The organism is Myxococcus sp. MH1 (genome assembly GCF_059738865.1).
Window position 1 is genome coordinate 745,425 of sequence record NZ_AP026947.1, and the last position, 22,960, is coordinate 768,384.

General features: G+C 72.0%; 16 protein-coding genes. 11 read left to right on the forward strand and 5 right to left on the reverse strand.

Features of this window, described 5'->3' with window-relative positions; all coding sequences use genetic code 11:
* The first annotated feature begins 243 nt into the window (after positions 1 to 243).
* Both AC6JA9_RS03100 and AC6JA9_RS03105 read left to right on the forward strand, forming a co-directional pair.
* The gene (locus tag AC6JA9_RS03100) at positions 244 to 2,511 is read left to right on the forward strand and encodes a PAS domain-containing sensor histidine kinase (protein ID WP_497959056.1); all 2,268 of its coding nucleotides are present in this window, start codon (positions 244 to 246) and stop codon (positions 2,509 to 2,511) included.
* Positions 2,512 to 2,636: 125 nt separating this feature from the next.
* A complete protein-coding gene (locus tag AC6JA9_RS03105) occupies positions 2,637 to 3,476 on the forward strand; it encodes a hypothetical protein (RefSeq protein ID WP_223749843.1) in 840 nt (279 codons plus the stop codon).
* A 33-nt stretch (positions 3,477 to 3,509) separates the two neighbouring features.
* On the opposite strand, the gene AC6JA9_RS03110 is transcribed toward AC6JA9_RS03105, so the two are convergent.
* Positions 3,510 to 4,439: a TerC/Alx family metal homeostasis membrane protein gene (locus tag AC6JA9_RS03110; protein ID WP_497959057.1), complete on the reverse strand. Its 930-nt coding sequence runs from the start codon at positions 4,437 to 4,439 to the stop codon at positions 3,510 to 3,512.
* Positions 4,440 to 4,714: 275 nt separating this feature from the next.
* Between AC6JA9_RS03110 and AC6JA9_RS03115 the strand changes: the two genes are divergently transcribed.
* Both AC6JA9_RS03115 and AC6JA9_RS03120 read left to right on the forward strand, forming a co-directional pair.
* The gene (locus AC6JA9_RS03115) at positions 4,715 to 5,134 is read left to right on the forward strand and encodes an arsenate reductase ArsC (protein WP_223749845.1); all 420 of its coding nucleotides are present in this window, start codon (positions 4,715 to 4,717) and stop codon (positions 5,132 to 5,134) included.
* A 160-nt stretch (positions 5,135 to 5,294) separates the two neighbouring features.
* Positions 5,295 to 6,791, forward strand: coding sequence for a DUF4153 domain-containing protein (locus tag AC6JA9_RS03120; RefSeq protein ID WP_267698315.1), 1,497 nt, complete (start codon positions 5,295 to 5,297; stop codon positions 6,789 to 6,791).
* Here AC6JA9_RS03120 and AC6JA9_RS03125 read toward each other — a convergent pair.
* Both AC6JA9_RS03125 and AC6JA9_RS03130 read right to left on the reverse strand, forming a co-directional pair.
* Positions 6,772 to 7,617 (reverse strand): TonB family protein, encoded by an 846-nt coding sequence (locus AC6JA9_RS03125; RefSeq protein WP_497959058.1) that lies wholly within the window; start codon positions 7,615 to 7,617, stop codon positions 6,772 to 6,774. The two genes, AC6JA9_RS03120 and AC6JA9_RS03125, sit on opposite strands and share 20 nt — an antisense overlap.
* A 203-nt stretch (positions 7,618 to 7,820) precedes the next feature.
* Positions 7,821 to 8,885, reverse strand: coding sequence for an ATPase, T2SS/T4P/T4SS family (locus tag AC6JA9_RS03130; protein WP_497959059.1), 1,065 nt, complete (start codon positions 8,883 to 8,885; stop codon positions 7,821 to 7,823).
* Between the two features lie 74 nt (positions 8,886 to 8,959).
* On the opposite strand from AC6JA9_RS03130, the gene AC6JA9_RS03135 reads away from it, so the two are divergent.
* A complete protein-coding gene (locus AC6JA9_RS03135) occupies positions 8,960 to 9,505 on the forward strand; it encodes a DUF1579 domain-containing protein (protein WP_223749848.1) in 546 nt (181 codons plus the stop codon).
* 153 nt (positions 9,506 to 9,658) lie between these two features.
* A complete protein-coding gene (locus AC6JA9_RS03140) occupies positions 9,659 to 11,269 on the forward strand; it encodes a hypothetical protein (protein ID WP_473566735.1) in 1,611 nt (536 codons plus the stop codon).
* A gap of 5 nt (positions 11,270 to 11,274) precedes the next feature.
* On the opposite strand, the gene AC6JA9_RS03145 is transcribed toward AC6JA9_RS03140, so the two are convergent.
* Positions 11,275 to 11,637, reverse strand: a complete 363-nt coding sequence (locus AC6JA9_RS03145; protein ID WP_046710723.1) for a cupin domain-containing protein — start codon at positions 11,635 to 11,637, stop codon at positions 11,275 to 11,277.
* 39 nt (positions 11,638 to 11,676) lie between these two features.
* Positions 11,677 to 12,402: a VOC family protein gene (locus AC6JA9_RS03150; RefSeq protein ID WP_408888285.1), complete on the reverse strand. Its 726-nt coding sequence runs from the start codon at positions 12,400 to 12,402 to the stop codon at positions 11,677 to 11,679.
* A gap of 238 nt (positions 12,403 to 12,640) precedes the next feature.
* On the opposite strand from AC6JA9_RS03150, the gene AC6JA9_RS03155 reads away from it, so the two are divergent.
* The 5 genes from AC6JA9_RS03155 to AC6JA9_RS03175 are packed head-to-tail and all read left to right on the forward strand — an operon-like array spanning position 12,641 to position 22,960.
* Complete coding sequence (locus AC6JA9_RS03155; RefSeq protein ID WP_223749851.1) at positions 12,641 to 13,543, forward strand: DUF2135 domain-containing protein; 903 nt, start codon at positions 12,641 to 12,643, stop codon at positions 13,541 to 13,543.
* 32 nt (positions 13,544 to 13,575) lie between these two features.
* A complete protein-coding gene (locus AC6JA9_RS03160; protein ID WP_223782317.1) occupies positions 13,576 to 14,385 on the forward strand; it encodes a DUF1175 family protein in 810 nt (269 codons plus the stop codon).
* On the forward strand, positions 14,382 to 16,004 hold the full coding sequence (locus AC6JA9_RS03165; protein WP_497959060.1) for a hypothetical protein: 1,623 nt from the start codon (positions 14,382 to 14,384) through the stop codon (positions 16,002 to 16,004). Before AC6JA9_RS03160 ends, AC6JA9_RS03165 begins: the two co-directional genes overlap by 4 nt.
* Entirely contained in the window at positions 16,001 to 20,719 is a 4,719-nt protein-coding gene (locus AC6JA9_RS03170; protein WP_497959061.1) for an alpha-2-macroglobulin family protein, read from the forward strand. Before AC6JA9_RS03165 ends, AC6JA9_RS03170 begins: the two co-directional genes overlap by 4 nt.
* Positions 20,720 to 20,722: 3 nt before the next feature.
* Complete coding sequence (locus AC6JA9_RS03175) at positions 20,723 to 22,960, forward strand: hypothetical protein (protein ID WP_497959062.1); 2,238 nt, start codon at positions 20,723 to 20,725, stop codon at positions 22,958 to 22,960.

Below are 22,960 nucleotides of genomic sequence, written 5' to 3' on the forward strand. Positions count from 1 at the left end.
ATGCCCGCCTCCCGAGCGGGGCTGCGTCCAGTCGGCACGAGAGGGCAAGGAGCCCGCAAGCCTCGGGCGCAATATCCCATTGCTGACGGCCATGCCTCCGCGCGAATCATCCAGCACGGTCCGCTCCCACGAGCGACCGGCCAAGGGCGGGCCAGCACGAGCGCGCCCCCGGGAGGACGCGCGCTGCGTGGCTGGGACGTGTCGGTCCTGGCCTCGCTCGAGACGGGGGAGGAGGGCGTGCCCATGAACCCCTGCCCCATGCCCACCAGCCTCCTGCTGGACCTCCTGTCCTCGCGGCGGGAGGACATCGCCCGGCGCTGGGAGGCCCGCGCGGGTGCGGCGGCAGACGAGGCCCCGCGCCGACGCCTCGAGCAGCTGACGGGCTCCCAGGCCTGGGTGGACTCGGTGGTGGAGCTGCTGCGCGTGCTCAGCGTCTCGCCTGATTGGAGCGGTCCGCTGGCCCTGGGCGGGCGCGGCGCGGAGCATGCCCGGGAAGGCTCGGACATCGCCGCGGTGGTGCGCGAGTACGGCCTGCTGCGGGAGGTGCTCGTGGAGGTGCTGGAGGACGCGGGGTGGGCCCCGGACTTCGAGGGCCTGCGCGCGCTCAACCGCGTCATCGACGTGTGCATCGCGGACGCGGTCCAGCGCCACTCCCACCAACGGGAGCGGACGCTGCGCGAGACGGAGACGAAGCTGCACGACATCCTGGAGCACGCGCCCGCCGCCATCTACGCGAAGGACGCCTCGGGGCGTTACCTCTTCGTCAACCGGGCCTTCGAGGTCCACGGCAGCGTGCGCAGGGAAGAAGCGGTGGGGCACTCCGATTACGAGCTGTTCTCCCGCGAGGTGGCGGACGTGTTCACCGCCAATGACCGCCGCGTCCTCTCCACCGGCCAGCCCCTGGAGTCCGACGAGCACGTGCGGCGCCCGGACGGCTGGCATACCTATCACTCGCTCAAGTTCGCCCTGCCCGGCGTGGGCGGACAGGCGCATGCGGTGTGCGGCATCTCCACGGACGTCACCGAGGCGCGCCTGGCGCAGAAGGAGCGCGACGAGGCCCGGGAGCGGCTGCGCCGGGTCATCACCGAGCTGCCCGTCGTGCTGTGGGCCACCGACGCCGTGGGCAACATCACCCTCTTCGAGGGACAGGGCCTGAAGGCCATGGGCGTGGAGCCCGGCACCATGGTGGGCCGCAACACCGCGGAGGTGTACGCGGGCCGGCCGGAGCTGCTCGACGCCGCGCGCCGCGCGCAGGCGGGCGAGACGTTCTCCCTGGAGATGGAGGTCGGCGGCGGGTGGTTCATGGCCTACGTCTCCCCGGACCTGGGCCCGGACGGGCGGGTGCGCGGCGTGTCGGGCGTGTCCCTGGACATCACCGAGCGCCGCCGCGCCGAGGAGGTCCTGCGGCAGTCGGAGATGCGCTACCGGCTGGCCACGCGCGCCACCAGCGACGTCATCTACGACTGGGACCTGGCCACCGGGCGCATCGAGTGGAGCGAGCTGGCCCTGCACCAGTTCCGCGTGGCGTCCCACGACGCGCCGATGGACATCGACTGGTGGACCCTCAGCATCCACCCCGATGACCGCGAGCGCGTCGCCCGGGACATGCAGGCCGTCATGGACCAGGGCCAGGAGCACTGGCGCGACGAGTACCGCTTCCGCCGGGGTGACGGCACCTGGGCCGTCGTCGAGGACCGGGGGCAGGTGGTGCGCGACGCGGCCGGCCGGCCCCTGCGCATGGTGGGCGCCATGCAGGACGTCACCGAGCGGCGCGCCACGGAGGAGGAGGCCCGGCGCCGCGCCGAGTTCGAGCAGCTGCTCATCGGCATCGTCGGCCACGATTTGCGCAACCCCCTGTCCGCCATCACCATGGCGTCCACCACGCTCCTGCGGCGCGAGAACCTGGACGAGCGCCAGCGCAAGGTCATCGACCGCATCCTCTCCAGCGCCAATCGCGCCACGCGCATGCTGCGCGACGTGCTGGACTTCACCCAGGCCCGGCTGGGCGGGGGCATCCCCATGCAGCCCCGTCCCCTGGACCTGCACGAGCTGACGCGGCAGGTGCTGGACGAGGTGCGGCTCGCGCACCCCGAGCGCACGCTGGAGCTCGAGTACGGCGGCAGCGGCGCGGGCCTGTGGGACGCGGACCGGCTGGCCCAGGTCATCACCAACCTGGTGAACAACGCCATCAGCTACAGCCCCAGCCACTGCCCGGTGCTGGTGCGCACCCATGGCACGCGCGACTCCGTGGTGCTCTGCGTGCACAACATGGGCGACCCCATCCCCACCGAGCTGCTGTCGCGCCTGTTCGAGCCCATGAAGCGCGCCGAGCGCCCCGAGTCACGGGACGGCCGCGGCGGCCTGGGACTGGGCCTCTTCATCGTGAAGCACATCGTCGATGCCCACGGCGGCCGGCTGCGCGTGCGCTCCAACGCGCGCGACGGCACCCTCTTCATGGTCCGCCTGCCGCGTGTGCTCTCCGCCCCGGCGCATGTGGCCGCCTGGCCCTGACGCCTCGCCTGCCCTGGACGACTCCACGGGGTATTCCGGACCTGCCGAGCAGGCATGGCGCACTTGCTCCTGGGGACGCACCCGGATAGCACGGGGGGCATGACTCGTTTTTCTCGGAGGGGTGAATGAAGAAGGTCCTCATCGGGGTGGGAATCGGCTGTGGCGTCATCATTCTCGGCATCGTCGGGTTCATGGTGGTGGGCGGGCTGTGGGTCGCGAACAAGGCGAGCGACGGCCTGGCGGCCGTCAAGAAGATCGAGACGCAGCAGAAGGAGCTGGTGGAGCTGAACAAGGCCCACCCCTTCACGGTGCCCGCCGACGGTGAGGTGCTGGCGCTGAAGGAGGACCGGCTGACGACGTACCTCTCGGTGCGCGAGTCGTCGCTGCCCGTCTTCAAGACCTACGAGGAGAAGTCCAAGGCCTTCGGGGACAAGCACGGCTCGGGGGCGGACGCGAAGCCCTCCTTCGACTCCGCGATGGAGGCGATGAACCTGCTGGGCAGCATGATGGCGGACGTGCGCGCCGCGTACATCGAGAGCCTGAAGAAGCACGGCATGTCGCCCAACGAGTTCCAGACCATCACCTCCACCGTCTACGCGTCCATGGTGGCGGAGAGCTCGGCGGCGGTGCAGCAGATGAGCGCCAAGGCCGTGGAGGCCATGGAGAAGCAGGTCGCGGAGCTGGACAAGAAGCTCGAGGACGGCTCGCTGTCCGCCGATGCGCGCGCGCAGCTCGAGGAGGCGCGCACGGGCCTGGAGGAGCAGATCGAGGCGCTGTCGGACACCGCCAACGGCACCGGCGAGACGCTCTCGGAGGCGTCCAAGAAGGCCGCCGCGGCGAACATGGCGCTCATCAAGAAGCACGAGGAGCGCGTGAAGGTCATGGCCAACGCGGCCTTCGACGGCTTCGTGCTCGGCGACGCCACGGACGACCTGTCCGGCGCGGGCGCGGGCGTCGAGGACTGACGCCGCGCTGTCGCGTCCGGCTCCGGCCCCTCCTTATTGGGGGGTGGCCGGGGCCTCCCGGCGGCGGGCGATGACGCTGGCCACGACGGCGGTGCCCACCAGCGCGACGATGACGAGCACCGACGGCAGCGGCGGCACGTGGAACCAGGGCGTCACCACCATCTTCAGCCCCGCGAACGCAAGCACGCCCGCAAGCCCGTAGTGCAGGTAGCGCAGCTTGCCCAGCGTGCCCGCCAGCACCAGGTACAGCGCCCTCAAGCCCAGAATCGCGAAGGCGTTGGAGCTGTAGAGGATGAAGGTGTCCTTCGTCAAGGAGAAGGCCGCCGGCACCGAGTCCACCGCGAAGAGGATGTCCGTCAGCTCCAGGCCCAAGAGCGCCAACAGGAGCGGCGTGGCCACGCGGCGGCCGTCCTCGCGACGGACGATGAACTTCTTGTCATGCAGGTGCTGCGTCACCGGCAGGTGACGCGACAGCCAGCTCACGGCCCGGTTGTCCCGCTGCTTCGCCGGGTCCTCGCGCAGCACGCGCCAGGCGGTGACCAGCAGGATGGCGCCGAAGACGTAGGACACCCAGGACCAGCGCTCCAGCGCGGCCGCCCCCACGAAGATGAAGAGCGCGCGGAAGATGAGCGCGCCGAAGATGCCCAGGAACAGCACCTGGTGCTGCGCGCGCACGGGGACCGACAGGCTCTGGAAGATGACGAGGAAGACGAAGGCATTGTCCAGGCTGAGGCTCTTCTCGATGAGCCACGCCGCCAGGTACTCCTGGCCCGCGTGAGGGCCGAGCACCGCCCACACCAGCCCGCCGAAAGCCAGGCCCGCGGTCACCCACACGCCCGTCCACATCCAGGCCGCCCGGCGGGACTCGCCGTGGTGGCCCCGGTGTCCGAGCAGGTCCACCACGAGCAGCGTCAACACCGCAGCCCAGAAGACGCCCCAGAGCCATGTGGGAATCGGGTGCATGGTCGTCGCCTGAACCTATGCATCCTCTCCTGCGGGGGGCCCGGTGTCCCGCAGACGAGCGTTGACCAATGGGGCAGGGCAGACACCCCCGGGCTGTCCGCTGTGGCCTTACCAACCCATACAGACAGACAAGGGCCTTTCCGCTCTCTTTGCGAGCATCCCTTCACGGGATGTGTCAGTTTCCGCGCGGGGCAGCCCATGAGGGGATGCCCTCATGACGAGCGTCGCGCGGGGGAGGGGCGCGGCGCGGCCAGGGACCAGGAGGAGTCGTAGCGATGAACAAGGTCATCTTCGCCTGTGTGCGGAACGCGGGTCGCTCGCAGATGGCGGCGGCGTTCTTCAACGTGCTGGCGGACCCGGACAAGGCGCGGGCCATCTCCGCGGGGACGCAGCCTGGCGAGCAGGTGCACCCGGAGGTGCTCGAGGCCATGCGCGACGCGGGCCTGGACCTGACGGGCGCCCGACCCCAGCGGCTCACGGACGAGCTGGCGAAGGACGCGCATTGGCTCATCACGCTGGGCTGTGGCGAGGCCTGCCCGAGCGTGCCGGGGCTCAAGCGCGAGGACTGGCCGCTGGATGACCCCCAGGGCAAGTCGGAGGTGCTGGTGCACCGCATCCGCGACGAGGTGGCCGCCCGCGTGGTGGGGCTGCTGGAGCGCGAGGGGTGGCTGAAGGCCGGTCAGCCGGGGACGTAGGCCGGCCAGGTGGCGCGGGCGACCGCTCGCCCGCTCCGAAGCCCGGCGTGCACGGGCAGGACGCATCCTGCGGACGTCTTCAGCCGACGTCCGTCCGGGGTGCGCCGTCATGTCATCGTCCTTGCCTGCTGTTCCCACGACCGCCAGGAGCGCCGCTCCCGTGGAGCCCGTCGTCCGGCCCCGGGTGAAGCCCTTCGCGCCCCGGCGCACGCTCGGCGTGGCCCTGGCAGTGGGCGTGCTCGCGGAGGTGCTCCTGGGGCGGGAGCACTGGGGTGTGTCGTTCCCGTTGGTGGTGCTGGCGCTGGTGGGCGCGCTGCTCGGGGTGGGGGGCCGCGAGGGCTGGCAGCGCGCCGCGCCGAACACGTGGCTCCTGACGCCGCTGCTGGTGGTCGCGGGCTTCATGGCGGTGCGCGACAGTCCGTGGCTCCAGCTGTTGAACCTGCTGACGGTGGGGGCGCTGTTGGCGCTGGTGGCGCACTTCTGGGCCGCAGGCCGCGTGGAGCGGCTGGCGTTGGGGGACTACCCCGGCGTGGTGGTGTCCACGGTGTTCCGCAGCCTGGTGCAGCCGCCCGCGATGGTGCGCGAGGCGGTGGACCTGCGCGGAGCGATGGCGAGGGCGCCCGGGGTCTTCCCGCTGCTGCGCGGGTTGGTGCTGACGCTGCCGGTGGTGGGGGTGTTCCTGCTGCTGCTCGGGTCGGCGGACGCGGCGTTCGCCTCCGCGCTGGAGCGGGTGATGGCGCTGGAGGTGGGGACAGTGCTGGAGGAGGGGGTGGGGCGGGTGTCGGGCGTGCTGTTCTCGGCGAGCGTCACGGCGGCGCTGGTGGGGCACGCGCTGCGGCGCCGGACGAGGAGGGAGCCAGGCGAGGAGGAGGTGGGCGAGGGGCGGGCGTGGCTGGGGCTCACCGAGGCACTGACGCTGCTCATCGCGGTGGATGTGTTGTTCCTGGTGTTCGTGCGCTTCCAGGTGGCGTACCTCTTCGTGGGGGACGCGGTGGCGCCGGCGCCGGGGTACTCGTATGCGGAGTACGCGCGCCGGGGCTTCTTCGAGCTGCTGCTCGTGTCGATGCTGACCTTGTGCCTCATCATGGGGCTGGCGCGGTGGACGGTGCGCGGGACGGCGAAGGCGAAGGTGGCCTTCCAGGTGGCGGCGAGCGTGATGACGGTGCTGACGGTGGCCATCCTCGCCTCGGCGATGAAGCGGCTGGGGATGTACGAGGATGCCTTCGGGTACACGCGGCTGCGGGTGTTCACGCACGTGTTCATGGTGTTCCTGGGCGGGGTGCTCGCGTGGCGCGGCGTGACGCTGTGGTGGCGGCCGGAGCGCTTCGCGGTGGGGGCCTTCGCCGCGGCGCTGGGGGCGGTGGTGACGGTGAATGTCATCAACCCGGACGCGCTCATCGTCCGGCACAACCTGGCGCGGGAGCTGGCGCAAGGGGCGGGCGAGGCGAGCGTGGACGTGGGGTATCTGCACGAGCTCTCGCTGGACGCGGTTCCGGAGCTGGTGCGGGGGCTGTCGTCGACGAGGCTGCTGAGCGACGAGTTCCGGGCCCGGGCGTGCGAGGACGTGTCCTGGCCGGAGTGGAGCCTGGCGCGGTGGCGTGCGTGTCGGGCGCTGCGCGTGTGGGCGCCGGCGCCGGTCAGCGCAGGTGGTAGTTGAAGGGCAGCTCCACGGTGACGCGGGGGCCGAGCGCGGACGGAGGCGGCGGGAAGGGGGCCGCCTCGCGCACGGCGGCCATCGCGGCGTCGCAGAGGACGTAGTGGGGGCAGCGGCCGACGATGGAGAGGGCGAGGAGCTGGCCTCGGGCGCCGACGGTGATGCGCAGCGCGAAGCGGCCCTCGATGCCGGCCATGGCGGCCTGGTGCGGGTAGCGCACGTTCTCGAAGCGGTCGCGGAACATCACCTCGAAGTAGTCCTCCTCCCAGGCGGCGCGCTGCTCGGCGGTGGGCGGGGGAGGGGTGACGGGCAGCAGGCCCGCGCTGCTCGCGACGAGCACGCTGTTCACCATGCCGCCGATGATGCCCCCGGCGACGCCCCCGGAGACGCCCCCGGGTGTGGCGGCGGCGACGGTGTCGAGCGCGGCGACCTGGGGCCGGGCCACGGGCGGGTCGATGACGGGCGGTGTCTCGGGCCGTGGGTGCTGGGGTCGAGAGAGGGTGGGCTTGGGGAAGGGTCGGGCGCGCCGGGCGGTGGCGAGGCGCGGAGCGGAGGGCGTGGTGGCGGCGGGGGCGGGCGGGGGCGGAGGTGGCGCGGCGAGCAGGCGCAGGACGAGGGTGTCCTCGTCCTTCGTGGTGAGCGTGGGGGTGCGCGTGGAGCCGTGCCAGATGCTGTCGAGGCCGACGAGGAGGAGGGCGTGGAGGGCCACCACGAGGGGGGCCACCCAGAAGGTGCGCGTGGTGTCGGCGGTGCTTCGCGAGCGGGCGTCGACGACGGAGGCGAAGAGCCTCGTGTCGGCGGCGTCGTCCTTTGGACTTGCGTCCGGCATGTCCATTCCCCCTTCCCTCACGCGGTAGACCGGAGTCTAGCGAAGGGCCCCATCCATCCGACACCGTGTTAGTGGCGAGCCCCTCGTTCGTGAAGGGAAGCTGCCCTCGGAGGCGAGGGGGCGATATCCTCCGCACGCGCTGGCGGCCCCCGGGGCCATGTGCCCGGTGCGCCGCTGCGGGCGAGCGCGGAGCTCGCGTTGCCTCAGCTTCCAGCGGACGCGCGCCACGCTTCGACGAGCCCCTTCCCATCGTCACCGTATCGCACGGTGTAGACCTCACGCCGGAGCGCGCCCGACGTCTCGCGCGAGTGGTGGACGATGAGCGGCGCCACGGGGAGCCCTGGAATCGCCTCGCGCAGCTTCTCGAGCACCCCCTCCGGGCTCGCCGCCTCGAGCACGAACGCGGTGGCGTGTCCGGTGAGCGCGCAGTTGAGCAGCAGCTCCAGGTCCTTCACCGTCCGCGCCTCGTCCGCCAGCACCACATCCGGGTCCTGCCGCAGTAACGCGCGCAGCACCTGCGCGAGCGGCATCGACTCCCCCACGCGCGCCGTCCCCAGCCGCGCATCCGCCGACCTCGGCTGCTCCAGCGCGGCGAGCACATTCGTGAAGTCCGGCAGCACCTCCATCACCGCGTGCAGTGACGTGCTGCGCCCCGTGCCCTTCTCTCCCGAGAACACCACGGGCGTCCCCTGGAACAGCGAGTCCAGCCGCAGGAACCGCTCCGAGAGATACACCGCCTCCTCGCGTCCCAGGCTCAGCGTGGAGAACGCCGGCTGGTCCGCGCGCAGCTGCCGGCTTCGCGCATGGGCGACGATGCTCGGCGCCACCTCGCTGTCCGCGAACGTCACCCAGAACAGGACCTCCGGGTCCGTCTCCACGTCGAACGGAGATGTCACCGTGCCGCGCGCGGGACGCGCCGTGTCCCGCCCCCGCTTCGACAGCTCCGCGATGGCCCGCGCCAGCGGCGCATGCAGCTGCCGCGCGAACGGCTGACGCACGGGCTTGCGCTGCTGCCCGAGCAACCCCTCATGCCCAGGCGCGTCCGCGACCGGGAGGAAGAACGACGCGCCGGCCTCATCCGTCTCCGCGTCCGCCCACACCGAGAACACCAACGTCCCCGTGCGCGCAGCCAGGGAGAACAGCGCCGACGCGGCCTCGGCGGGGGACTCGGGCCAGGCCGCGGGCTCGGGGACGGCGAGGCCCTCGGCGGTGAAGCCCGCGTGCAGACCGGAGAGCAGCTCGACGAAGGAGGTGGCGGGGTTGCTCAAGGACGCTCCTGGGTGGGCAGCGATGATGACACGGGCGAGGGTGACGAGGGGACGGCCCCGGGTTACGAAGGGACATGAGCCAGGACTGGAACGCCACCAACGCCCCCACGACGCAGTTCGACGCAGGGCCGCAGCACCAACTGCTGCACCGGATGACGGGCGACTGGGAAGGCCCCACGCGTACCTGGTTCGACCCCACCGCCACGCCCGAGGAGTCCCGCACGCACGCGCGCATCGAACCGCTGCTCGGCGGCCGCTTCGTCCGCGTCGACTACCACTCCACCGCCATGGGCAAGCCGCACGCGGGCCAGCTCATCCTCGGCTTCGACAAGACCGAGGAGCACTTCACCGCGGCCTGGGTGGACAGCTTCCACATGAGCGCCAACATGATGCTCTCCACCGGCGCGCCCCGGGAGGACGGCCACGTGTCCGTGCTCGGCGGCTACACCGCGAGCATGTGCGACGAGCAGGGCGTCACCCAGAAGCAGCAGTGGGGCTGGCGCACCGTGATTCACCAGCCCGACGCGGACACCCTCGTCCTCCAGTCCTTCAACATCTGGCCCGAGGGCCGCGAGGACCGCGCGGTGGAGACCCGCCTGACGCGCCGCCGTCAAGCCTAGCGCCCCCAGCCCCGGGAGCGTCGACGCCCGACACTCGGGGGAACAGACGTGCCCACGCGGGCGCGAGGGCATGGGATAACGAAGGGGGACGGGTGCCCGTGATGGGAGGGACGCGTGGGCCGGAAGGCCCGCGGGTTCCGGGAGAGGACGTGCATGAAGCTGGATGACCTGGTGCTGGCGTTGACCGTGTCGCTGCTCCGCGTGGAGAAGGAGCGGTGGCTGGACGTCCTGACCCGCCTGGAGACGGAGCTGGGCTCGGGGTGGACGCTGCGGCTGTTGGAGGTCCCAGGCACGTACTCGGTGGGCGCCCGCACCAGGGAGGGACGCGAGCTGCCGCTGGAGGCGTGGCGCGAGGTGCTCGACGGCGAGGAGCTGGTGAGCGTGCGCGCCATGGACCTGGGCGGCATGGGCCCCGGGGAGATGCCGGACCACGTGGCCGCGGCCTTCGTCAACTCGGAGGCGCTGGTGCTCGACGTGCGCACCCAGCGCGGCAACAACCTGTACCAGCTGGAGGTCGTCTTCAGCAGCGCGTCGCTCATCACCCCGCGGCAGTTCGTGGACTTCGCGCGCGCCCAGCCCCACCCCGAGAAGGTCCTGGAGGCGCTCTCACGCGTCATCACGGACTCCAATCTATTGAACCAGCGCCCCGCCGTCGCTCCGTCCCAGGTGGCCGACTACCTGGCCTCGCGCGAGGGCTCCGCGCTGTTCGACCTGCTCGGCGGAGACCTGCTCAAGGAGCTGCAGTCCGCCGTGCTCCGCGGCGGCGCGCAGGTGGTGCTCACCGAGGCGTTCCAGCCGTTCTTCCGCACGCTGGACCCGGACGACTTCGAGCGCGGCCTGCTGCCCCCGGAGCGCCTGTCGGAGTTCGTGCCCTCCGACGAGCGCGTGTACCTGGCCAGCCCCGACGCCGCGAAGGACTTCGCGACGCTGACGGACGCGCAGCCCTTCGCGGAGCAGGTCTGGGCGCGCGCGGCGGAGAACCTCAACCGCTTCCTGCCGGAGGGCGAGTCCCCCCACACCGGCGAGTCCCTGCGCGTGCTCCTGCGCGAGGGCCCCGAGGAGAAGACGCAGGGCATCCCCATGGGCAACCTCATGGAGGAGCTCCAGATGACGTGCAAGGCGCGCGGCGCGGAGCTCCTCATCCCGGACGGCTTGCGCGAGCGCGTCAAGTCCATGGGCCCCACGAAGGAGGAGCGCGCCCGGGACCCGGGGATGATTCCGGAGCGCGAGCGGCTGCGGCTGGCACCCAATGACGCCCGCTACCAGATGTATCTCTTCAACGCGCTGAAGGTGGCGCGCTCGCCGCTGCTGTCGCCGCGCGCGACGACGGACACCCGCGCGGAGCTGCTGTCGAGCCTGAGGGACACCGAGGAGTTCGCCGCGCGCAAGGGCTCACCCTTCGCGGAGGCGTTCCGGCTGGCGCGCTTCGTCCTGGAGAACACCGGCTTCCAGCTGCGCGACGCCACGCCCGAGCGGCTGGCCGCCGTGCGCGAGGCGCTGCGAGCCGAGGGCCTGGGCGAGCGCGCGTGGGACGTGTTCGAGCGCCGCTTCTCCCTGGTGACGCTGTTCCAGGTGTTCCCCTCGTCGGAGGAGCGCCTGCGGGGACTCTTCGCGTGCTCGCTGGCGGACGTGTTCGGCGGCATGGGCTCGTGGAACGACGAGTTCTTCGAGTCCGACGAGGACCAGGCCTGGTACGAGCGCGTCACGCAGCGGCTGTTCCGCGCGCTGCGCGAGTTCTTCGTGACGATGGTGAACGCGCGCTGAAGCGCTCAGTCGTCGCGGTGGACCGTCTTGGGGGAGAAGGCGGGCAGGCAGATGGCGACGTACTCGGCGCCCTCGGCCTCCGGGGTGCTGTAGCGCACCCACTCGCCGGGCTCGCAGATGACGGCCTGTCCGCCGCGCACGTCGAGCACGCCGCCCTTGTGCTCCACGCGCAGCACGCCCGCGAGCACCAGGGTGATTTCCTTGAACTCGGGCCGCTGCCCCGGCTCCTCCCACCCACCGGGGCTGTTCATGTGAGCCACGCTGACGTCACCCGTGCGCGTGGTGGCCTTGCCCACGAACTCGTGGATGAGCTTCGGCTTGTTGCCCACGGCTGTCACGCGCAACGGGGCGGGAATCAGGGTTGGCATCGAGCGCTCCGGGTCGGGGTTCTCGGCGAAGGCCGCACACTACCGCACGCGGCGCGCCTCACCCACCTCTTCGCTCTCGCCCAACAGCCCCCACACGTCGAGTCCAATCTGGGCCGGCGGCCGGTAGTCCGCGAGCCGGGGCATGGGACTGGGCTGTCCGGGCTCGCCCATCATGTCCGCGAACTCCAGCCAGCGCCCGTCCGGCGCGGTGACGCGCAGGATGTAGTCCCACTCGAAGGCGTCGCTGAAGATGACGAAGCACCATCCGTTCGAGCACACGAAGGGCACGCCCCCGCTGGGCGCCTCCTCCGCGCGCAGGCGCTGCGCGGTCGGGATGGTGACCTCCTCCTTCTCCAGCGCGTACAGCACGGCGAGCACCTCGTCCTCGGTGAGCTTGTGCTCGCTCGGGTGCTCCTGGAACTCCAGCCGGTTGCCGAACGGGTCCTCGCCGTGGAAGCGCCGCACGTCGGGCACCTCGTGGCTCCACTTCACCGGCGCCTTCGCCTGGGACAGGCGCTCGGCCAGCAGGTCCAGGGTGAGCACGCGGAAGGCCGGGTGCGCCTTCTTCGCGGGGACGAAGGGCTCCTCCACGCCCAGGTGCAACCCGCGCCCGTCCGGGAGCTCGAACCAGAGGCCGCCGCGTTTCGCGAGTTCTGGCGGTTTGGGAATCTCTCTCAGTCCCAACAGCTCGCCGTAGAAGGCGCGGGCGCGAGGCTCACCGCCCGGGGGCATGGCGAGTTGGATGTGATCAAGCCCTTGAATCATCGCGTCGCTCCCCCTGTCGAGGGGCATGAGTCTGCCTGGACTCCGGGTGCGGCAGAAGGCCCTCGTCGGCGCCTGCGCGCGTGGTTGCCTGCCCGCGCCCATGACGCGCATCGACGGAAATCCGCGAGGTTCCGCCCCTATTGACGATTGGCAGGCGACTTGAAATGGAAGGTGGAGGGGGCGCAGTCTGCCCGTCACCGACACCTCTGTCGGGCCCATTTCCTATCAAGGACGCGTGATGCTTCCCGTCATCCTCGCCCTGCTCTTGTCGCAGACGCCGCCCGCCGCCAACCCGCGCCAGCAAGGTGTGCCCATCGGCAAGGGCAAGACGCTGCCGACGGTGCGCCTGAGCGCGCCCTCCGGCGGCTGGACGGTGGACCGCATGATGCTCATCGAGGGCACGGTGAGCGACGCCACCATCGACCCCGTCGTCGTGTCCATCAACGGCGACCGCTACCTGATGCGCACGTTCAACGGGCGCTTCAGCCGCAGCTTCCCCGCTGCGAGCGGGAAGAACGTCGTCACGGTGATGGCCACGAACCAGGCGGGCACCGCGCGCGCTCAGGCGACCAGCTACGCGCAGGTCCCGCCCGTGCCCTTCAAGGTCATCCTGACCAGTGACACGGATGGCGTGTACACGGACCTGCACGTCTACGAGCCCACGGACTCGAGCGTGAAGGACGGCCAGCTGACCATCTCGTCCATGGCGCACGTGTACTGGGCGGACACGGCGAGCCCGTCGGGTGGCACGTTCTATCTGAACTCGCAGGGCGGTGACTTCGACCAGCCCGCGTACGGCCCGTACCTCTACATCCACCGCGCGCCGCCCAAGGGCGTGTACCTGGTGGCGACGAACTACTGGCCCAGCGGCGACAAGGCGCACACCGTGGCGACGCTGAACCTGTCGCTGTTCGAGGGCACGCCGCAGGAGGTGCGCCGCATGGTGCGAATCCCCCTGGCGACGCCGGGCACCACGCGCGTGCTCGCGTGGGTGAACGTGCTCGGCGACGGACAGGCGGAGGTCTACGTGCCGTCGGCGGACCCCAAGCCCACGCGCGCCGGCTGGCCGAAGAACCTGGCCGAGGCGCTCAAGGAGCTCCAGTCGAACGGCGACAGCGGCGGCGGCGAGGGCGACTACTGACGCGTCCGTGTGACGCGCTCCGGTCCTCCGTCATGCTCGCCCTGCCTCTCATCCTGCTCGTGAGTTCCTCCGCGCCCGTGTCCCTCGGGGCGCCGAGGGATGTGTCCGCGCTCGCGCCGCAGGCGGGCTCCGCGTCGCACGCGGCACCGTGGGAAGCGGCCGCGCTCGTGGCGCACGCGGCACCGCGAGAGGGCTTTGCGTCGCATGCGACGTTGAGGGATGCCTCTGCGCCGCTCGTGGCGTATGCCGCGCCGCAGGCGGGCTCCACGCCCGCGGCCACCTCGGGGACGCAGGCCGTGCTGGTCCCAGCGCCCGAGTCGCGCGACGTGCTGTTGCGCCGGCAGGTGGCGCAGGTGGCGCTCGCGCAGGTGCGCAAGCAGGACCCCGCGTGGCATCCGGACCAGCGTGACTGCGCGGGCCTCATCCGCTTCGCCGTGCGCACCGCGTACAAGCGCATCGCCCCCGCGCGGCTGGAGACGCCGCTGTGGACCGACGCGCGCGGCACGCCCACCGACTTCGCGGACGCGGAGACGCTGGTGCGCCGCAACATGGTGCTGCTGGGCCGCGACGACGCCACGCGCGAGTCGCTGCGCACCGGCGACGTGCTCGCGTTCCTCCACGAGCATGACTCAGGCCCCGTCTTCCATCTCATGCTGGTGGTGCGCCCCGAGGACCGGGCCCACGCGCCAGCGCGTGTCGTCTACCACCCGGGGGAGAAGGGCGCCCAGGTGCGCACCGGGCTCCTCCACAATCTCGCCGACGAGGCGCCGCGCGAGTGGCGCCCCGTGCCCTCCAACAACGCCTTCGTCGGCTATTTCCGTCTCAAGGAGTGGATGCCATGACGTCTGTGTCGAGCCCGCCTCCGGGCACGCCGCCGCCCCCGGCGAGCCCTCCGCCCCGCTCGGGCCCTCCCAAGGGAGTGCTCATCGGCGCGGGTGTGGTCGTCGTCGGCGCGCTGGTCGCCGGCGCGTTCCTGATGGGCCGTCGCACCGGTTCCACCGGCGGCGACGGCACGCCCCACACGCCCCTCATCACCGGCGCGAGCGCCAACGGCTCCGTGCCGCCTCCCGAGGTGGACGGCCTGCCGGAGCCCACCACGGCCGACATGGAGGTGCCCGGCTCGGGCGCGCCCCCGGCCGTGTGGCTGGACGTGCACCACCCGGCCAGGGTGCGTGACGCGCTGGCGCGCAACGCGTGGCTGCGCTCGCAGCTCTCCCAGCCCCTGGGCCAGGGCTTCGTCGGAGGCTGGGCCGCGTTCTTCGGCTCCACCGGCGAGGACCTCAAGGCCGACTTCAAGGGCGCGGTGCTGGACCTGATGCTCGGCAAGCTCGGCGACACGCCCTTCCGCGTGACGTGGTTCGCCGGTGACGCGCGCGCGAGCACGCCCGCCTTCATCGTCCCCGGCTCGCGGACCTCCATGGTCTCCGCCTACGACGTGCTGGACTCGGTGGCGAGCCGCGGCACGCTGACGGCGAAGACGTGCCCGGGCGGCACGCCCGCGCCGAAGGCGGACGGCGTGGAGCTCAAGCGCTGGCTGGTGGCGGAGCAGACGCTGTGGGCGGCCAAGGTCGCCGACCGGGTCGTCTTCGCGCGCCACCCGGTGGCGGTGCTCCAGGGCCTGTGCGCGGACCTTCCGAAGCTCGAGGCCAGCGACGGCGTGGACGTGGAGCTGGGCTTCCAGCCGCAGACCTTCGGCCGTGACGCGCACCTCTTCACCCACGTGCTGGGGCTGTCCGAGGACACGCGCCTGCAGTTCGGCGTGGAGGGCGACCGGCTGGTGGGCCGTGGCATCGCGGGAGCGCTGATGGAGGGCACCGCGCGCCTGGACACGGCGCCCCTGTCCGACGAGCTGCTGAAGCTGGTGCCCGAGGAGACGCCGGTGCTGCTGGCCATGCAGCTGAAGCTGCCCGAGACGCTGACGGCCGAGTCGCTCAAGGCGTTCTGGGCGTCCGGAGGCGAGGGGCCCACGCGCACGCGCCAGGTGGCGGTGACGTGGACGCCGCGGGGCGACGCGTCGCTGCCGCAGGAGGTGGCGGTGCTGTGGGGCCGCGCGGAGGACGCGCCGGCGCTGGAGGCCATCTTCACCGGCGGCAGCCACACCGTGCAGCGGGCCACCCTGTGCAATCACGTGGTGCTCGCGTCGAGCGAGTCGGAGATGAACACGCTGCGCATGTCGTGCTCGGGCAACAAGCCCAGCATGCTCGCGGCGGCGGGGCCGGTGGTTGCGGGGCTGCGTGAGCCCACCTCGCTGTCCTTCGGGGTGAACCTGGGACGGCTGTTCGGCGGGCTCACCATGGACGGGTACCTGTCCGAGTCCCGCGTGGGGCGTGGCGCGCCGATGCAGAAGGCGACGCCCCCTGAAATCGAAGCGGCGCGGCGCGACCTGGAGTCGCTGCCGTACCTGGGCCTGCGCGGCACCGTGCGCGGCGATTCGTTGGTTCCTGGAGGTTTCGGGTCATGAGGATGGTAGCTCGACTCGCGGTACTGGCGGCGGTGGCGCTGTCCGGCGTGGCGATGGCCAAGCCGCTCTACATCACCGTGCCGCGCGCCTATGGCAGCGGAGAGCCGGTGGCGGTGGACGTGGCCTTCGAGGACAAGGGGCCCGTGGAGCTGCGCGTGCTCAAGCCGGACAACCTGGACGCGTTCATCCGCGCCCAGGGGGATTTGCGGCGCGCGTACCAGACGCCGCCGACGATGAACAACCCGGGCCGCGCGCTCAGCCGCGGCGTCAACGCGGTGACGCTGCCGGGGCACTGGCTGCTCAACTCGCTCAACGTGGGCTTCCGCGACACGGTGAACGACGCGCTGCCCGAGGCCGCGGACGTGCCGGGCTCCAGCGAGCCGCTGGCCAAGGTGTCCGAGGGTCCCAAGAAGCTGGTGGGTGTGCCGCCGGGCTTCACCGTGACGCGCAGCCAGTGGCTCAACCTGGACCTGGGCGGCGCCGAGCGCGACTTCAACGTGCCGGGCTTCAGCTCGGGCGGGGGCTACGGCTTCCAGGAGCGCCGCGTGTTGCTGGCGCCGCTGCCCGCGGGCACCTACGTGCTCCAGCTGGTGCAGGGCCTCATCGAGGGCCAGGTGGTGCTGGTCGTCACGGACCTGACGGTGCAGCTGAAGCAGACGGACAATGAGGTGCTGGTGCGCGTGGCGGGCAAGGACCAGAAGCCCGCGGTGGGCGCGCAGGTGCAGGTGTTCCTGTCCAAGGGCAAGGGCCCCACGGGCAAGACGGACGCGAAGGGCGAGGTGCGGCTGGAGGTGACCGAGCCGCGCATCATCGCCACGGCGTCGGCGGGCGGGGACACGGCGATTGTCGACACGGACTTCTACTCGACGCTGGCGGTGACGCCGGACGTGTTCATCTACAGCGACCGTCCCATCTACAAGCCGGGCCACGAGGTGAAGTTCCGCGGCGTGGTGCGCCAGCCGGACACGTTCCTGGCGCGGCTGTTCACGCCGAAGAAGCGCGAGGTGACGGTGAAGCTCATCTCGCAGGAGGGCCGGGCCCTCACCACGCGCGCGTCGGTGGACGAGTTCGGCGCGTTCAACGGCACGCTCAAGGTTCCGGACGACCTGGGCACGGGCGTGCTGCGCGTGTCGGCGGAGCTGGACGGGCAGCCGCACCAGGGCGAGGCGCGCGTGCAGGACTACGTGAAGCCGACGTTCTACCTGGAGGCGGAGCCGGAGTCGGAGACGGTGGTGCCCGGCCAGGCGCTGCGCGTGAAGGTGCGCGCGCGTCGGTACGCGGGCGGCGTGCCCGACGGCGCGAAGTACGAGGTGTTCCTCTACCGCAGCCTGCTGGACGCGCCCGCGTGGGTGGATGACGCCGGCAAGGGCGGGCAGGGCAGCGACGTGACGTACGGCTCGGCGTCCAGCACCGAGGGCAAGCTGAGCGTGCCCGAGCGGCTGTACTCCTCCGTGGCCGAGCGCGGCGCGAGCGAGGACCCGTGGGCGAGCGCCACCGCGTTCAGCGCGGAGGGCGAGGCGCAGATTGAAGTGGCGGTCCCGGAGCTCAAGCCCGGTGAGGACCGGCTGCCGTACCGTTACTCGCTGACGGTGCGCGCGCGGGATGACCAGGAGACGTTCGCCAACTCGACGACGTCGTTCTTCCTGTCGAAGGTGGAGGTGCTGGGCACCGCGCGCTACTCGGACGCGGTGGTGTCCAAGGGCGGCGAGGCGACGCTGTCGGTGCGCGCCACCACGCTGTCGGGCAAGGCGTACGGCGTCACGCAGGGCGAGGTGGAGTTCGTGCTGCGCCGCGCCGACGGCTCGGAGAAGAGCCTGGGCAAGCGCTCGTTCACCACGGCGGCGGACGGCACGCACCGCGAGAAGGTGCCCACCTCGGACGTCGGCGCGGTGCTCTCGCGCGTGACGGTGAAGGACAAGCGCGGCGAGGTGTGGCAGGGCGAGGAGTCGCTGCTGGTCATCGGCTCGGCGGACGAGGCGGTGGCGCAGGTGCCCAACCTCACGCTGGCCTCGCTGTCGGGCACGCTGGAGCCGGGCGACACGGCGCGGCTGGTGGCGCTGATGCCGGATGGCTGGGGCGCGGGGGGGCGCGACGAGGGCCCGGTGTGGGTGACGCTCGCGGGGGCCACGCTCTTCGACACGCAGGTGGTGGCGCTCAAGGGCCGCACGCTGGTGCACAGCTTCAACGTGGAGAAGCGCTTCGGCGGCGCGGTGTACGCGTCCGTGGCGTACCCCACGTCGACGGGCCGCTGGGAGGAGCGCACGGTGGCGTTCCGGGTGATTCCGCGCGAGCGCACGCTCACCGTGGAGCTGCAGCCGCGCCGGGCCGAGGCCACGCCGCTGACGGAGCAGACCATCGACCTGCGCGTCACGGATTACGAGGGCAAGGGCGTGGTGGCCCAGCTCTCCGTGGGCGTGGTGGACAAGGCCGTCTACGCCATCCAGTCCGAGTTCCGTCCGCGCGTGCTGGACTTCTTCTACCCGCCGGCGCGCAACAACGTGTCCAACTTCTACTCGGCGGAGTTCCAGGGCTACGGCTACGGCGAGGCGCTGGCGCGCAAGATGGCGGGCCTGCCCGACCATGCCTTCGCGTCCATCAAGCCTCCGAACCGTCAGGCGAAGGACCTGGAGAAGGACACGGCGCACTGGGACCCATCGGTGGTGACGGACCGCGATGGCCGCGCCACGGTGCGCTTCACGCTGCCGTCCAACCAGACGCTGTGGGTGGTGACGGCGGTGGCGGCGGACACGTCCGGTCGCTTCGGTGAGAGCACCTCCGAGTTCGCCACGCGCGGCGGGCTGAACCTGTACGCGGCGCTGCCGCAGTTCCTGCGCGAGGGGGACGAGGCGCTCGCCTCCATCCGCCTGTCCGCGGGGGAGAAGTCGCCGGCCAGCCAGCTGCTCGACGTGAAGCTCGCGTCCGCGGGTGCGCTGAAGGCGGACCAGTCCCAGCACAAGGTGGAGCTGGCCAAGGGCGGCGAGAAGGTGGTGCCGCTGACGCTGCGCGCCTCGGCGACGGGCGACGCGCAGCTGCTGGTGGACGTGGCGGGCGCGAAGGACCCGCTCAAGGACCGCAAGCTGTTCCAGGTGGAGCCGGCGGCGGTGCGGGACGTGGTGAAGGTGAGCGCCTGGGGTGGCGGCGCGCTGGAGGTGCCCGCGGCGAAGGAGGCGACGCTCGCGAGCGTGGAGCTGGTGCTCCAGCCGTCCATCGTCGACGCGGCGCTGTCCAACGTGCGTGAGCTGCTCACGTACCCGTACGGGTGCCTGGAGCAGCTGGTGTCCACGACGGTGCCGAACGTGGCGGTGTACCAGGTGCTGCAGCAGGCGGGCGCGGTGGCGAAGCTGGACACCGACACGCAGGCGCTCTTGGCGGAGGCGCGCAGCCGCTCGGTGCAGGGCACCGCGCGCATCCTCAACCTGTCGGTGAAGGGCGGCGGCTTCACGTGGTTCGGTGGCTACGAGACGCCGAGCCTGCCGCTCACGCTCATCGCGCTGGACGGCCTGGCGTACGCGGCGGAGGCGGGGCTGGTGGAGCGCACGGATCCGCGGCTGGTGGAGAGCGCGCGCTGGCTGGAGGCGCAGCAGGACCTGTCGCCCGAGTACGACGCGACGCGCGCGTACGTGCTGGCGCGGCTGGACGGTCCGAAGCAGGCGGCGCGGGTGCGCGCGCTGGTGGAGTCCTCCGAGTCCGGGGAGCTCTACCCGCTGGCGCTGGCGGTGCTCGCGGCGGAGAAGGCGGGCGTCATCAAGGAGCCGGCGCTGCAGGCGCGCATCAACGCGCTGGTGAAGCGCAGCTCCGAGGGCTTCACCACGCTGGCCGCGTACAAGCCGGGCCAGCAGCTGGAGCAGTCGGAGGCGTTCTTCCGCTTCCCGCTGCGCCGGGTGGGCCTGACGGCCATCGCCGCGCACGCGGCCTCGTTCGGCACGCTGGACATCACCCGCGCGCGCCGCCGCATCCTGGAGATGCTGTCGGAGCCGGACCTGTCCACGTTCGACCGGAGCACGGCGCTCTTGCACTCGCTGTGGCTCCTGGAGCGTGACGCGAAGGCGTTCAAGGGCATGACGCCGCCGGAGGTGAAGGGCCTGAAGGGCGCGGTGAAGTTCTCGCCGCGCGGCATGGGCCTGGTCGCGACGCTGCCCGCGGGGACGCGGACGGTGGACGTGGGCGGCTTCGACGGCGTGGCGACGCTGCAGGCCACGACGCTCACGCCGCTGTCCGCGGTGCGCGAGCAGTCCGAGGGCATGTCGCTGCAGCGCGCCTACTACGTGCTGCGCGAGGGCGGGAAGGTGAAGCTGGGCGCGGGCGACACGGTGGCGCAGGGCGAGGAGGTCTACGTGGAGCTGACGATGGACGCTCGCGGCGGCAACAAGGTGCGCTCGGCGTACTACGTGGTGGAGGACGCGGTGCCCGCGGGCTTCGTGGCGCTGCAGGAGGACAAGGCGTTCCGCGGTCCTCCGCACTCGCTGCCCCTGGTGCCGGAGGCGCTCAAGCGCCGGGTGCTGAGCCCGGAGCGCGCGACGTTCTTCTTCGAGGAGCCGGCGTGGTGGAGCGACAGCCCGCGCACGGTGGGCTACGTGCTGCGCGCGCAGTTCCCCGGCACGTTCTCCGCGCCGCCCGCGCGCATCGAGGACATGTACGCCGCGAGCATCCGGGGCCGCACGGCCGCGGACTCGCTGAAGGTGGTCCCGTCGAAGAAGGGCACGGGAGACCTGTAGTCGATGGGGTGGGCTTCCATGGTGGCCGTGTTGCTGGCGGCCACCCCCACCTTCGTCACGCGAGGTGACGTGACGCCCGAGTCGGAGCTTCGCCGCGAGGCGGAGGCCGGCTGGGCGTCGCTGGAGGCGGTGTATTCCGCGGAGGCGGGTGGGGCGCCGACGAAGGCCCCGGTCTCCATCCTCCTCCAGCGAGGCGCGGCCCTGTCCCCCGAGCGCAACGCGCAGGGTCGGCCGGGGCTCGTCGAGCTGCGGCAGAACACGCCCGGCGTGTTGGATGAGCGGCTGCGCGTGGCGCTGCGGCACGAGCTGGCGCACCAACTGCTGTGGTGGGCGTGTCCGCAGTCGAGCGAGGACCGGCTGTTCCACGAGGCCTTCGCGGTGGCCGTGAGCGGTGAGCTGCCGGCGTGGCGCGAGGGCGGCTATCAGTCCCTGTCCCGCGCGGCGTCGGAGCTGGCGTCGTCGCCGGCGGTGGACTCGACGCGGGCGCGGCGGGCGCTGGCGCGGCTGCTCAGTGAGTCGGTGGGGTTCCCCAAGGCGCTGTCGCGCCGGCTGCGTCAGTGTCACGACGGCGCGCGGTGGGTGGTGCCGCTGTCCATCGACGAGCTGGCGGAGGTGGAGGTGCGCGCCGCGGGGCCGGCCACGGTGGTGGTGAGCCGGCACTCGGGTGAGGTGCTGTTGTCGGAGGGCGAGGCGCGGCGCGCGCTGCCGTATGGCTCGGTGCTCAAGCCCTTCGTGTACGCGGCGGGCGTGGGGCACCCGGTGCTGGCGCCGCGCGTGGACGTGCAGGAGTGGAGCTGCGGGCCCGGGCTGCCGGCGAAGGTGGACGCGCGCACGGCGCTCTTGCGCTCGTGCAACGGGTACTTCCTGGACTGGGAGGCGGCGGGCTCGGCGCCCAGGGCCTTTGGTGCCTGGGGCCCGGTGTTGTCGGCGCTGGGGCTGACGGGGACGCCCGCGGACATGGCGGACATGGTGGGGCTGCGCTCGACGCTGTCGCTGTCGCCGTGGGGCGTGGCGCAGGCGTATCGGCTGCTGGCGGAGGCGCGGCCGGACGTGCTGGCGCTGCTCGCGGACAACGCGGACCGGGGGACGCTGGCGGAGCTGCCCGCGTCGAAGGCACTGTCGGGCGTGTCGACGAAGACGGGGACGGTGCGGGACGCGGCGAGTCGTCCGCAGTACGGCTGGATTGCCGCGGTGGACGGGGACCTGGTGGTGGTGGCGGTGCGGCCGGGGAAGATGCCTCGGCAGTTCGCGGAGGAGATTCCGGCGGCGCTGGCGCGCGCGCGCAAGCAGGCGGGAGTGGAGGCGGCGCGGGTGCAGGTGTTGGGCCTGGTGCCCGCGCGGGAGGTGGAGGCGCGGTGTCCGGGCGTGGGGTTCTCGGTGGACGGTGGAATGCCGAAGCCCTCTCCAGTGGAGTGGACGCGGCTGGAGACGTTGACGACGAAGGGCGCGGCGGTGTGCCTGGGCGCGCCGTGGCGCGTGCGCTTCCCGAAGGGGCCGGAGGAGGGGCGCGACTACGCGGGCGTGTTCACCTGGTCGCCCCCGCCGGCGTACCGGCCGCCCGAGGGTGTGCCCACGTCACCGAGCGCGATGAAGGCCCGGCGGGGCTCGGACTTCGTGTTCCGCACCACGCGGCTGCAGTACACGGCGGGCGTGGTGGCGGCGGAGGACGTGACGCTGAAGGGCGAGCCGCGCGTGGCGCTGGCGCGTGTGGTGGCACACAACGAGCGACACAGCCGACACCCGGGCCGCGCGGTCTGCGACACGACGCACTGTCAGGCCTTCCGGGGCACGGTGCGCGTGCAGCGCGATGACGCGAAGGCGCTGGGGATGCCCGCGCTGAAGTGGAAGGAGTGGCTGCTCTTCTCGCAGGGCGGCGAGGAGCCGTGGAGACAGGAGCGTCCGCGTGGCGAGGTGGAGCGGCTGCTCGGGCGCGGGCTGGTGTCGCTGCGCTTCGAGGCGGGTCGGGTGAACTACCTGCTCACCGAGCGCGATGGGACGGCGACGTACGAGGAGGGGCGCTCGCTGCCGTGTGAGCTGTTGCGCTCGGGGTTGAAGCTGCCGTCATGTCCACGCACGGCCTCGTTCAACGGGAGCGTGCTGGTGTTCGAGGGACGCGGACGGGGACATGGCGAGGGGCTGGACGTGGAGGCGGCGAAGGCGAGCGGCCTGCGCAGCGATGCGATTCTCGAGGCGGCCTATGGGAAGAAGCGCCCGGCGCCTCGCGACGTAGATGGGGAGTAG